Origin of the sequence: Yersinia mollaretii ATCC 43969, assembly GCF_013282725.1 — a bacterium.
Lineage (GTDB): Bacteria > Pseudomonadota > Gammaproteobacteria > Enterobacterales > Enterobacteriaceae > Yersinia > Yersinia mollaretii.
The window spans coordinates 3721977-3734809 of sequence record NZ_CP054043.1 but is presented as its reverse complement, the minus strand read 5'-3'; the positions used below and the strand labels follow the sequence as shown (position 1 = coordinate 3734809).

The following is a 12833-nucleotide window of genomic DNA, read 5'->3' as shown; positions in this document are numbered from 1 at the left end:
AACGATAGGGGTTAGATTGATAATATTTTTTTATCGTCAATACGTTACCTCACCGACAATTTCATCATAAAATGTTTTTTGGCGCTTCAGTGGCATCATTTAATTGTATGGGATGTATCAAAAGAGCGTAAGCGTGGTTTTACGCGGCACCTGCCTAGCAGGTATATTGAAGCATAAGAGTTGCCGCGAGCTGCTCAGTGAATTTGCAGCACACCGCCAAGGGGAGCAGATGTTCGGCTATCATTCAGCAACACCTAAAATACGCTTGACCACTGACCGCATGTCATTGCGGCTGGTCCATGAGCGTGATGCTTACCGCATGGCGGAGTATTACGCTGAAAATCAGGTCTTTCTCAAACCTTGGGAACCGGTACGCGATCAAAGCCACTGTATGCCTTCTGGGTGGCAGGCACGATTGGGGATGATCATGGAGTTGCAAAAGCAGGGCAGCGCCTACTATTTTATTCTGCTGGACCCGGAAGAGAAAGAGGTGCGCGGTGTCGCTAACTTCAGCAACGTCCTGCGCGGCTCCTTTCATGCCTGTTTTCTGGGCTACTCATTAGGTGAGCGCTGGCAGGGGCAGGGTTTAATGTTCGAAGCGCTGCAACCGCTGATTCGCTATATGCAGCGGCAGGAGCGAATGCATCGTATTATGGCTAATTATATGCCGCATAATCATCGCAGTGGCAGCTTACTCGAACGCCTTGGTTTTGAGCGCGAAGGTTACGCCAAAGACTATTTACTGATCGACGGTCAGTGGCGCGACCATGTGCTGACGGCTTTGACTCATAAAGAATGGACACCAACTCGCTGAGGTCAGGATGAAACACAGTTTAAATGCACTAGAAGCCAGAGTGATTGGCTGTTTGTTGGAAAAACAAGTGACGACGCCAGAGCAGTATCCAATGTCGCTTAATGGCGTGACTGTGGCTTGCAATCAGAAAACCAACCGTGAGCCGGTGATGGAGCTTTCTGACTCGGAGGTGCAGCAGACACTCGATTTTTTGCTGAAAAAACACCTGATTCGGACTCAAAGCGGCAATAGGGTTATGAAGTACGAGCACCGTTTCTGCAATTCTGAGTTTGGTAACCTTAAATTCTCTCCGGCTGAATTGGCGGTGATCACCACGTTATTACTGCGCGGCCCACAAACGCCGGGTGAGTTACGCACCCGCACCAACCGAATGTATGAGTTTGCGGATGTGGCCGAGACAGAAGAGGTACTGAATCAGCTCGCCTTGCGTGAAGATGGGCCATTCGTGGCGCGTCTGGCCCGTGAACCGGGTAAACGCGAGAACCGCTACATGCATCTGTTCAGCGGCGATGCTGCACCCGTTGCGCCCGCCGAGCAAGGTGTGGACGGGGGACTTGAAGCCCGAGTCGCTCAGCTTGAGCAGCAGGTCATGGCGCTGACACGCCGTTTGGATGAAGTGTTGATCCAGTTAGATGATTGATAAGGATGCTATGAGCAAATCGGCTGTTGGCAAAAAACTACGAGTGGGTATTGTCGGCCTTGGCGGCATTGCGCAAAAGGCGTATTTGCCCATCTTGAGCCACGCGCAAGAGTGGCAGTTAATCGGTGCATTCTCGCCTAATCAGATTAAAGCGCAGCCGGTGTGCGACAGCTATCGAATGCGCTATTTTTCGCGTTTGGATGCCCTCGCTGCTGAGTGCGATGCAATTTTTGTCCACAGCACTACCGCCAGCCATTTTGAGGTGGTGAGTGAATTATTGCGAGCCGGGATTCATGTCTATGTCGATAAGCCACTGGCGGAAACACTGGCGCAATCGGAGCAATTGATCGCACTGGCCGCCAAACAGAATCTGGCGCTGATGGTCGGTTTCAACCGCCGCTTTGCGCCGTTATATCAGCAGCTTAAACAGCAGCTAATCGCCCCAGCATCTCTGCGCATGGAGAAGCATCGTCAGAACGGCATTGGCCCAAATGATGTCCGTTTTACCTTATTGGATGATTATCTGCATGTGGTGGATACCGCATTGTGGTTAGGAGGAGAGGCGGCAAAACTGACAGCAGGCCGCGTGCAGACCAACGCGCTGGGGCAGATGCTGTATGCCGAGCACCACTTCGAGGCGGGCGATTGCCTGATCACCACCAGTATGCATCGTGATGCCGGTACACAGCGGGAGAGTGTGCAAGCGATTACCTCTGGACGCTGTTATCAGATGAACGATATGCGGCAGTGGCAGCAGGAGTCTGATGGGCAGGTGATTAGCTTGCCCGCACCCGGCTGGCAAACCACATTGGAGCAGCGCGGTTTTGTCGGGGCCGTGCGCCACTTTATCGGCGCGGTGAGTCACCAAACCGCCCCGCAAGTCTCGGGTGAAGAGGCGATTTATGCTCAACGCATAATCGAGGCGATGTTACAGCAGTAAGCGGCGGGCTAACCCACCATTCCTTAACCCCAGATCAGAAAACCTATGAATCTACTGAAATCACTGGCAGCCGTCAGTTCCATGACCATGTTTTCCCGCGTATTGGGCTTTGCCCGTGATGCCATCGTGGCGCGGGTGTTTGGCGCGGGCATGGCAACGGATGCCTTTTTTGTGGCATTTAAACTGCCCAATCTTTTACGGCGTATTTTTGCCGAGGGTGCATTCTCTCAGGCTTTTGTGCCGATTTTGGCGGAATATAAAAGCCAACAGGGTGAGGAAGCCACACGAACCTTTGTCGCCTATGTCTCCGGTCTGTTAACCCTAATACTGGCGGTGGTCACGGTATTGGGCATGTTGGCCGCTCCTTGGGTTATTTTTATTACCGCTCCTGGTTTTACCGATACCCCAGATAAATTTGCGCTGACCTCGGCGCTGCTGCGGGTGACATTCCCCTATATCTTGCTGATTTCACTGGCCTCGCTGGTGGGGGCGATCCTCAATACATGGAACCGTTTCTCCATTCCCGCGTTTGCACCGACCTTCCTTAATGTCAGCATGATCGGGTTTGCGCTTTTTGCAGCGCCTTACTTTAACCCGCCAGTGATGGCGCTGGCGTGGGCGGTGGTGGTCGGTGGGGTACTGCAATTGGGCTATCAGCTCCCCCATCTGAAAAAGATAGGTATGCTGGTACTGCCGCGCTTGTCGCTGCGTGATGCGGGCGTTTGGCGGGTGATGCGCCAAATGGGACCGGCGATCCTCGGGGTGTCAGTAAGCCAGATCTCCTTGATTATCAATACGATTTTTGCGTCATTTTTGGTCTCTGGTTCTGTTTCCTGGATGTACTATGCGGACCGCTTGATGGAGTTCCCCTCCGGTGTGTTGGGTGTGGCGTTAGGCACCATTTTGTTGCCTTCACTGGCGAAAAGCTTCTCCAGCGGTAACCATGATGAGTACTCCCGATTGATGGATTGGGGGCTGCGTCTCTGCTTCTTGCTGGCGTTACCCAGTGCCGTAGCATTGGGGATACTTGCCAAACCGCTGGTGGTATCACTGTTCCAGTATGGCAAATTCAGTGCCTTTGACGCGGCGATGACCCAGCGGGCGTTGGTGGCCTACTCTGTGGGTCTGATGGGGTTAATTGTGGTTAAAGTGCTGGCTCCGGGGTTCTATTCGCGGCAGAACATCAAAACGCCAGTGAAGATCGCCATTGTCACGCTGATATTGACTCAGGTGATGAACCTCATCTTCATCGGGCCGCTTAAACATGCGGGGCTATCTCTGTCGATTGGTCTGGGGGCTTGCTTGAATGCCAGCTTGCTCTATTGGCAGTTACGTAAGCAGCAGATTTTCCAGCCACAACCCGGTTGGGCAATATTCCTGACTAAATTGGTGATCGGCGTGATCGTGATGTCTGCGGTGCTGCTGGGGCTGTTGTGGGTCATGCCAGCATGGGATATCGGCGGAATGGCTTATCGGTTATTGCGCTTATCGGCCGTGGTGGTGGCGGGGGTGATTGCCTACTTTGCTTCACTGGCGCTACTCGGATTCAAATTACGGGATTTTGCCCGACGGACGAATTAGCTTAAAACTTAATCACTTTATGCTAAACAAAAAAGGCCATTTTGGCCTTTTTTGTTGTCAATAGTACTGAGCTAAACACAGCCAGTGAGCGAAAACTACATCCGCTCGACAGTGCGAATACCGAGGGTATCCAGACCTTGCTTCAAAGTTTTAGCGGTCAGCATCGCCAGCTTCAGGCGACTTTGGCGGATCTCTTCGCTCTCTGCATTCAGGATCTGGCAATGCTCGTAGAAACTGGAGAATAAGCCTGCTACGTCATACAGATAAGAGCACATCACATGCGGCGTCCCTTCACGGGCGACGGTAGTGATGACCTCTTCAAATTGCAGCAAACGTGTTGCCAGTGCCGCTTCGCGATCTTCGGTTATCACCAGTGGCAAGGTCAGGCTGCTCTCATCAACACCAGCACGCTTAAACACGGAAACCACGCGGGTATAGGCATATTGCATATAAGGTGCGGTGTTGCCATCCAGCGCCAGCATGTTATCCCAGTCGAAGATATAGTCAGTGGTGCGGCTCTTGGACAGATCAGCATATTTCACTGCGCCAATACCGACCGCTTCCACCACCTGTTTCAGCTCATCCGCCGGCATATCTGGGTTTTTCTCGGCAATCAATTTGCCCGCCCGTTCAATGGCTTCATCCAGCAGATCGGAGAGCTTAACTGTCCCGCCTGAGCGAGTTTTAAATGGCTTGCCATCTTTGCCCAGCATCATGCCAAACATATGGTGCTCTAGCGGCACGGACTCGGGGACATAACCGGCTTTGCGCACGATAGTCCATGCTTGCATCAGATGTTGGTGCTGGCGTGTGTCGATGTAATACAACACGCGGTCTGCGCCCAGTGTTTCATAGCGATACTTGGCACAGGCGATATCTGTGGTGGTGTAGAGGTAGCCACCATCTTTTTTCTGAATGATGACACCCATTGGCTCGCCATCTTTGTTTTTATACTCATCCAGATAGACCACGGTCGCGCCGTCGCTCTCTACCGCCAGACCTTTGGCCTTCAGATCCGCCACAATCCCCGGCAGCATGGCGTTATACAGACTTTCACCCATCACATCATCTTTGGTCAAGGTGACATTCAGCCGATCGTAGGCAATCTGGTTTTGCGCCATGGTGATATCCACCAACTTGCGCCACATCTGGCGGCAATATTCGTCGCCGCTTTGTAGTTTCACCACATAGGCACGGGCGCGCAGAGCGAACTCTTCGTCTTCGTCATAGGTTTTCTTGGCTTGCTGATAGAAAAGCTCCAGATCCGATAAGTCCATATCGCTGGCGCTTTCGTTCTGCATTTTTTCCAGATAGGCAATCAGCATACCGAATTGTGTACCCCAGTCGCCGACGTGGTTGGCGCGGATCACATTGTGCCCCAAGAACTCCAGCGTCCGTACCGCTGCATCACCAATAATGGTTGAACGCAGATGACCGACGTGCATCTGCTTCGCCACGTTAGGTGCCGAGTAGTCGACCACAATCGTTTGTGGTTCAACCGGTGCAACACCCAGCTTGGGTGCGGTCAGCGCGTGTTCTACTTTGCTGGCAACCCATTGGCGGTCTAAGAAAATATTGATAAAACCGGGGCCAGCAATCTCAACCTTGCTGGCAATGCCTTCCAGATCGAGCAGCTCAATGACTTTTTCTGCCAGTTGTCGGGGTTGCATGCCAAGTTTTTTGGCAACGGCCATCACGCCATTAGCTTGATAATCGCCAAATTGAGCTTTGGCAGATTGGCGAACTTGAGCTTCGCTACCTGCTGGAGCACCTGCTGCAATCAGCGCCTGGCTGACTTTATCTGAGAGAAGAGCCTGAATATTCACCGGGTTACCTTTATTACGCACAAAAGAGATATTAATGATGCACAAAAAAATCTTTGTGCCAGTTAATTCAAACGGGGCCAGCGCCTTGTCCCGCAAAAATGAGTGGCGGCGGGGCGGGCTGGTGGCGTGTTAGTCGCAAGATGGCGGGATTTATACCATATTTGACCTGCGGCGTCAGCATCGGGGCGGGAGTTGCTGCGAAGATCCCCCGCAAATAAATCAACTGATTATTTTATTAGCCATGAGTGATGCGACCTCATAAATCAATCATATAAAATATGGCTGATTAGCGCTAATAACTGTAGATTATGGCCGCTTCAATGTCCGAAATGGCCGCTTAAAAAGGAGTGCCAGATGCGCCGCTTGACAGATATCGCCGAATTACAGGATTTAATCACGGATCTGCCGAATTTTGAGCAAAGACTGGCCAATTTTTCGGCTAAATTAAATTTGGATTTAACTCAATTTAGCGCTGACCATATTTCATTGCGCTGCCATCAGACTGAAACGGCGGAACGTTGGCGCAGCGGCTTATTGCATTGCGGTCATTTGATGTCCGAGACACAAATTAATGGCCGACCTATTTGCTTGTTCGATTTAGCGCAACCTTTACCCGTCGGACCTTGGCAGATAGATTGTATCGAGTTGCCCTATCCGGGGAAAACCCATTACCCCCATCAGGGGTGGGAGCATGTTGAGCTGGTTTTACCCGGCGACCCACAAACCCTAAGGCAACGCGCCCGCGCCTTGCTGCCCGTGACTTTACCGGCCGGTATTAATGAAAAATTTAGTTCACCGCAAGGGGAGCATGAACGATTAGCTAACCCAACATTGGCGGTGAGTGATGGTGAAATAACGATTAAGTTTCACCCCTATACCTTGCGGCAAATAATAGATAGCGAGCACCATAACTAACGTAAATGGGTTATTTATTTCAACATCAACTATCACTTATGGTTGTCACTGTGACTGACATCTACTCACGAATTCAAAATGAGTGCCATAGTAAGTGCCTTGGCACAGGTGATGAACTCCAGCTCTAGCGTGAGTAATATATTAAGCATCTTAATCATTCAGTAATTGAATTATTAAATTCTTAAGTGACATCTATTGACTACCGGGTACAACAACTGCCGCAGTGGCATCCGTCAAACGGGGGAGAGAATGACTAAATTGGAAATTTGTTGCTATAGCGTCGATTGTGCGCAAGTAGCAGAAAAGGCAGGAGCCGACCGGATTGAATTATGCTGCGGTCAGTCCGAAGGGGGATTAACACCCAGTGTCGGCGCATTAATGCAAGCCAGAGAGACCGTGACGATTCCGGTGCACCCTATCGTGCGCCCTCGGGGCGGTGATTTCTGCTATAGCCATAATGATTTTGCGATCATGAAAAATGATATCGCGCGCATTCGTGATATGGGTTTTGCGGGCGTGGTGGTGGGGGTGTTAGATACTGACGGCCATATTGATATGCCACGGATGCGAGAGATAATGTCCCTCAGCGGTGGCTTGGCGGTGACGTTCCATCGCGCATTTGATATGTGCCAAAACCCGATGGTCGCTCTACAGCAATTGACTGATTTGAATGTGGCACGGATTTTAACCTCGGGTCAGCAGCAAAATGCTGAGCTGGGGCTGTCATTACTGAAAGATTTGGCGGCGGCCACTCAGGCACAAGGGCCGATTATTATGGCAGGCGCGGGTGTTCGTCTGACCAATATGCAGAAATTTATTGATGCCGGTATTCGCGAACTGCACAGTTCAGCGGGGCGCTCTGTTCCATCGACCATGAAATACCGCAAGGCTGGCGTGACCATGTGTGCCGACAGTGATGTTGATGAATTTGCACATTATTGTGTTGATGGCGAAGTGGTTGAGGCGATGAAGAGTTTGTTGGTGATGGGCGCGCCACTACCTCAATCCGCTTAGATCCTGCGTACTTGAAGTGACAGCGTTGTTAGCGGCACTTCCTCACCCGAATCACTGACCAAAGTCAGCTCATCGGGACTTGTTCGCTTGCTGCCTAGCTGTCACTCCAATTACTTTGGCTCTAATGACAGAGACTTGAAGTGACAGCGTTGTTAGCGGCACTTTCTCACCCGAATCACTGACCAAAGTCAGCTCATCGGGACTCGTTCGCTTGCTGCCTAGCTGTCACTCCAATTACTTTGGATCTAATGGCAGAGACTTGAAGTGACAGTGTTGTTAGCGGCCCTCGGCGATGAAACCGGGGGCCATTATTTTTGGCTAAGCGGAGAGTTTAGGATTAGGGCTTACGCGCGATGAGTACGGCTCGGAGTGGGGCCGGGTAGCCTTCTACCGTTTTGCCAGAATCTTGCGGGTCGAGGAACTCGGCTAATGACTCGCTGGTCATCCAATCGGTGCGGCGCTGTTCGTCGGTCGTGGTCACCGCCATATCCGCGATTCTGACATCGACAAATCCGCATTTTTCTAGCCACTCTTTCAACGCCGGGGCCGATGGAATGAAATAGACATTACGCATCTGGGCATAGCGATCACCGGGCACTAAGACTTGCCGACTATCACCTTCAACCACCAGAGTTTCAAGCACCAGCTCCCCCTCGCTCACCAACTGATTTTTCAGCTGATAGAGGTGATCCAGCGGTGAACGGCGGTGATAGAGAACACCCATCGAAAACACGGTATCAAAGGCCGCCAGCTCAGGCAGTTGCTCAATACCCAGCGGCAGTACATGCGCGCGCTGATCACCGCCGAGTAGTTTACGGATGGCTTCAAACTGACACAAAAAGAGCTGCATGGGGTCAATACCCACGGCCAGATGGGCACCTTCGCCAATCATTCGCCATAGGTGATAACCGCTACCACAGCCGACATCCAAAATGGTGCGCCCAGCCAGTGGGCTAATGTGCGGCAATACGCGCTGCCATTTCCAGTCAGAGCGCCATTCGGTGTCGATATCCAGCCCATATAAAGAGAAGGGGCCTTTGCGCCACGGCATCAAGGCGCGCAACATGTTTTCCATCCCCTCCCGCTGACCAGCAGAAAGTGGGGGCGACATCTCAGCCCGCACGCCATCGCGCAAATCCAGTGAGGTTGGGGTGAGTTGCGGCAGATGCTCTACCGCGTTAAACCAGGTTTTAAATTTGCCGTGTAATGACTCACGCTGCCAGGCACTGAGCTGAGCGGGCAGGGTATCTAGCCATGGGCTTAATGGGCCTTTGGCAATCAGCCGGTAAAAATCGCCAAATTCAATCATTGAGTCTCTCCTGCTTTCAGGGCAATCAGCGAACCAAAATTAAAGCACTGGAACCAGACTTCAGCGTGTTCGAAACCGGCTTGATGCAGGCGCTGTTTATGGGTTTCAACCGAGTCGGTCAACATGACATTCTCCAGCATGCTGCGTTTCTGGCTAATCTCCAGCTCGCTGTAACCATTCGCGCGCTTAAAATCGTGGTGCATGTTGAACAGCAGCTCGCCGATATCGCTATCCTCAAAGTTGAACTTCTCAGATAACACCAAGGCGCCTCCTGGGCGCAGCCCTTGATACACCTGATTGAGCAGCCGTTGACGATCCGCAGGTTCCAGAAATTGTAGTGTGAAGTTCAGCACCACCATTGAGGCGTTTTCCAGCTTGATATCCAGAATGTCTGACTCCACGACCTCGACCGGCGTCTCTGCGCGGAAAGCATCAAGATGGCGACGGCAGCGCTCGACCATTGCGGACGAGTTATCCACGGCGATGATTTTGCAACCTTCAGCCTTGATATTGCGGCGCATTGACAGTGTAGCCGCCCCCAGCGAACAGCCCAGATCGTAAATCTGGCTATGGGGCTGCACAAAACGCTCCGCCAACATGCCGATCATCGAGATAATGTTGGAGTAACCGGGAACCGATCGCTGGATCATATCTGGGAACACTTCAGCGACCTTTTCGTCGAAGGTCCAATCACCTAATTTGGCAATAGGGGCAGCAAACAGGCTATCACGCTGTGGCTCTGTCGACCCAGACGGATGGCGTTGCGCGTCGTTTTGAGATTGAGTGTCGCGATTTGGCATGACTGTCATTGGCATTAACAAGAAATTAAAGGCGCATATTATAACAGAAAACCGGACAAATAAGCGCGATAAACCGAATGCAAGCAGGAGATAGGTCGGTATAGTGATCTGTGAATCTGGACCATAGCTGGATAAATGTAGGTTCATTGTTAGGATTAAGGTCAAATTCACTTGGCTATTGTTGTTAATTGCATGGCGCACATCAGGCAAGCGGAATGAAGAATGCCATCGAGAAAGTGGTCACCATACCGATGCAGATGGTTGTGGGAGTCATGTATAGTATTGATAGGCGGTTGTTAGTTGAGTTACCGATATTCATTACTTATCGTTCAAATTACACACACCAATAAGGTAGACTTCTATGCTTAAAAATACAGGAAATTTGTATAAATTTACCATTGCCATTCTTTGTGTCGCCTTTATATCTTCGTGCGCAACAAAAAACGGACAGCGAGTGTTAGTATACCAAATCAATGATAATTACTTTCCTCTGGAAAAGAATTGTGTTGAACGTGTTTATTTGCGAGAAGACAATCCGATATTTTATTTAAATGATAATATCATTATAGAATTAGATAACAAGAAAGAATGTGTACAGAAATTCTCAAAATTTATCAATGCCAATATCGGTAAACAAATACACATGTCATTTAATGGAAATGACATAGTACCTGCGACAAAAATAGTCTCAGAAATGAATTTTGACAGCGGAATTCTTTCTCAGGCAGTCTCTAAGAAGGAGGTTGCATTAGAAATAGTCAACGCATATGCTAATTGAACAACCCCGAGGGGCTTATATTAATGTACTAGCATTATATATAAGCAAAAATTATCCACGGGGTTTTACTTTACTTAATAGTTAACTTTAATGGTTTGGCCAAGAGTATGGCTTTTAAAGCGTATTCTATCTGTGCCAGCACCACTAGCTACAATTTGATAGCTTCCGGGGCCTTGTGTATAAACCAGCTGCATACTTGCTTCTGTCACGTATTCTATTTCTACGTCAAAAGAGGAGGGAGCTTCTGATTCCGTTTCAAAACTCACGGTGTAAACATTACTGTTACCAACATGCCCCATTAAATTTACCCACGGCCCCCACATTAATGGTGGGGCCCAAGCTTGTACTGTTCCCATAATAAACTCCTTTTAATTCATTACCGCCATACATGGCTGATAATTGATTGATGCAGCATTATTTCAAAGTTGATTTGAAAATAATAAATCACTTCAATTTCACGGCATCCTGTTTAACTCACTTAGTGCATTATGTATCGTATATACACTGTTCTAGATTACGGCAAAAAGAATAATGGCACATGGTGAATCGTCACCCCATTATCATTATTAATTTTCGGCCGTGTTATTCTTAACATATAAAACCGTCATAAATAGCACCCCATGAAAAATCAACATAGATGAATCAATGGGGGTTATATTTAAAATCTATTTAATATATATAAGCGCGTAATAAACTTGCGGAATACGACTGGGGATAATCAAAGTGTAAGGAAAGACATGAAGGCGGGGATGACCCGCCCGGACTAACAGTGTTCCGGCGGCAATGGCGCTCGGAACGGATAACGTGGTAATAACGGGTCAGGTTAAACTGAAAATCTGATCCCAAGGTAGGTAGTAAATATTAGCAATAACCATTAATACCAAAGAGACATAAGTGGCACTCATCCCAGAGCGACGCCAGCGAATTTCGCGGTGACGTAAACCATAATAATGCAGCAGGCGGCCGACTATCAGCATTAATCCACAGAGGTGGATCATCCACGTCTGTGCACCATTCATCTCCATCATGATGAGCAAAATAACAGCAATAGGAATATATTCTACGGCATTACCATGTACGCGGATGGCGGTTTGTAACTCATAAAACCCCCCGTCACCATAAGCGACCCGGTACTGGTTTCTTAATTTAACCACATCGAATGAAAGCTTGATCAATAACAGTGCGCCCAACACAACATAAAGCGAGCTAACCATTTTCAACTCCATTGCCCAACCATAGACTGGCTGAATGATGATAACCGCCTACCGTGTTACTGTCGCTAGAAAAATCGTGGGAATAGCATTTCTAGCGCCTCAGTTTAGCGTTTGGAAAGATGAACTTAAAACAGCGTCTCTTGCTCTGGCCAGTCGGGTGCAGGTGCTAATGTCGGTATGCGCGCGGCCAAGTGCTGCCAAATTTTTTGTGCCTGCTGTGGCGAGTCAGCATTATCGGGTGTGTGAATGAAAACATAGGGCTGATATTGCTGCTCCCAGAGTGGTAGTTTCTGCATCCACGGCGAAAAGAGGGCCAGATTATCATCCAACTGGTCACCACCCACAAATCGCACCAGCGGCTGCCCTCCGGTGACCACGGCGTGGACCGGTAAACGTGGCTTTTTACTTTGTGCATCGCGGACGGCTGCGGTTAATGGTTTTGCCGCATGAATAGGGCGGCTATCTAATATCACCCGATTGATTGACCGCTGATGTAAACCTTGATTCAGCGCCAACTCCGCGCCACCTTTAGCAAAAAACTCAGGGTGGCGCACTTCGACCCCATAATTGAAGCCCGCAGGCAATTTGTCGAGAAATTGCCACAGGCGGTTCAACTCATTCGGCCCAAAGGCCGCTGGCAACTGTAGCCATAACTGACCAATGCGCTCATGCAGTGGGGTCAGACAGTGATAAAACGCCAGTAGCTCTTGCTCGCAATCACGTAAAGCGGCCTGATGGCTGATCGTTGAGGGGAATTTAAAGCAAAAGCGAAAGCTGTCGGGGGTCATATCACGCCAGCGCTGCACGATTTCTAATCGAGGCAGGGCATAGAACGTGGTATTCCCCTCAACGCAATTAAAGTAGCGGCTGTAGTCAGCTAAATCCCTGATACCCAGGCGGTTCCAGGCGGAGTGTTGCCATTGTGGCAGTCCAATATACAAATATCCTTCCTCCTTGACGTTGCCGCGTTGTTAGCGGCGTTCACTCACCCGAATCACTGAC

General features: G+C 49.8%; 13 protein-coding genes. 7 read left to right on the top strand and 6 right to left on the bottom strand.

Features of this window, described 5'->3' with window-relative positions:
* Window positions 1–229 precede the first annotated feature (229 nt).
* Genes rimJ through murJ form a run of 4 tightly spaced genes read left to right on the top strand, consistent with a single transcriptional unit; the run spans window position 230 to window position 3975 of the window.
* Window positions 230–814: a ribosomal protein S5-alanine N-acetyltransferase gene (gene rimJ, locus HRD69_RS16680; protein ID WP_032815524.1), complete on the top strand. Its 585-nt coding sequence runs from the start codon at window positions 230–232 to the stop codon at window positions 812–814.
* Window positions 815–821: 7 nt separating this feature from the next.
* The gene (locus HRD69_RS16675) at window positions 822–1454 is read left to right on the top strand and encodes a YceH family protein (RefSeq protein WP_004877728.1); all 633 of its coding nucleotides are present in this window, start codon (window positions 822–824) and stop codon (window positions 1452–1454) included.
* Window positions 1447–2394 carry a Gfo/Idh/MocA family protein gene (locus tag HRD69_RS16670; protein WP_032815516.1) on the top strand — a complete coding sequence of 316 codons (948 nt, stop codon included), beginning with the start codon at window positions 1447–1449 and terminating at the stop codon, window positions 2392–2394. Before HRD69_RS16675 ends, HRD69_RS16670 begins: the two co-directional genes overlap by 8 nt.
* Window positions 2395–2439: 45 nt before the next feature.
* Window positions 2440–3975: a murein biosynthesis integral membrane protein MurJ gene (gene murJ / locus HRD69_RS16665; protein WP_004877734.1), complete on the top strand. Its 1536-nt coding sequence runs from the start codon at window positions 2440–2442 to the stop codon at window positions 3973–3975.
* A 95-nt stretch (window positions 3976–4070) separates the two neighbouring features.
* On the opposite strand, the gene argS is transcribed toward murJ, so the two are convergent.
* Window positions 4071–5801 (bottom strand): arginine--tRNA ligase, encoded by a 1731-nt coding sequence (gene argS, locus HRD69_RS16660; RefSeq protein ID WP_032815525.1) that lies wholly within the window; start codon window positions 5799–5801, stop codon window positions 4071–4073.
* 354 nt (window positions 5802–6155) lie between these two features.
* Between argS and HRD69_RS16655 the strand changes: the two genes are divergently transcribed.
* Window positions 6156–6716 (top strand): VOC family protein, encoded by a 561-nt coding sequence (locus HRD69_RS16655; protein WP_004877740.1) that lies wholly within the window; start codon window positions 6156–6158, stop codon window positions 6714–6716.
* 249 nt (window positions 6717–6965) lie between these two features.
* Window positions 6966–7730 carry a copper homeostasis protein CutC gene (cutC, locus tag HRD69_RS16650; RefSeq protein WP_004877743.1) on the top strand — a complete coding sequence of 255 codons (765 nt, stop codon included), beginning with the start codon at window positions 6966–6968 and terminating at the stop codon, window positions 7728–7730.
* A gap of 337 nt (window positions 7731–8067) precedes the next feature.
* Here the strand turns inward: cutC and cmoB are convergent, their stop codons facing one another.
* Entirely contained in the window at window positions 8068–9039 is a 972-nt protein-coding gene (gene cmoB, locus HRD69_RS16645; RefSeq protein WP_032815518.1) for a tRNA 5-methoxyuridine(34)/uridine 5-oxyacetic acid(34) synthase CmoB, read from the bottom strand.
* A complete protein-coding gene (gene cmoA, locus HRD69_RS16640; RefSeq protein WP_032815519.1) occupies window positions 9036–9839 on the bottom strand; it encodes a carboxy-S-adenosyl-L-methionine synthase CmoA in 804 nt (267 codons plus the stop codon). Before cmoA ends, cmoB begins: the two co-directional genes overlap by 4 nt.
* A gap of 361 nt (window positions 9840–10200) precedes the next feature.
* Here cmoA and HRD69_RS16635 point away from each other — a divergent pair, with 361 nt between their 5' ends.
* Window positions 10201–10617 (top strand): hypothetical protein, encoded by a 417-nt coding sequence (locus HRD69_RS16635; protein WP_050537913.1) that lies wholly within the window; start codon window positions 10201–10203, stop codon window positions 10615–10617.
* Window positions 10618–10691: 74 nt separating this feature from the next.
* On the opposite strand, the gene HRD69_RS16630 is transcribed toward HRD69_RS16635, so the two are convergent.
* The 3 genes from HRD69_RS16630 to HRD69_RS16620 form a co-directional block, all read right to left on the bottom strand.
* On the bottom strand, window positions 10692–10973 hold the full coding sequence (locus HRD69_RS16630; RefSeq protein WP_032815520.1) for a colicin Z C-terminal domain-related protein: 282 nt from the start codon (window positions 10971–10973) through the stop codon (window positions 10692–10694).
* 462 nt (window positions 10974–11435) lie between these two features.
* Window positions 11436–11831, bottom strand: a complete 396-nt coding sequence (locus tag HRD69_RS16625; RefSeq protein WP_032815522.1) for an MAPEG family protein — start codon at window positions 11829–11831, stop codon at window positions 11436–11438.
* A gap of 125 nt (window positions 11832–11956) precedes the next feature.
* The gene (locus tag HRD69_RS16620; protein ID WP_004877752.1) at window positions 11957–12772 is read right to left on the bottom strand and encodes a DUF72 domain-containing protein; all 816 of its coding nucleotides are present in this window, start codon (window positions 12770–12772) and stop codon (window positions 11957–11959) included.
* Between the last annotated feature and the right edge of the window lie 61 nt (window positions 12773–12833).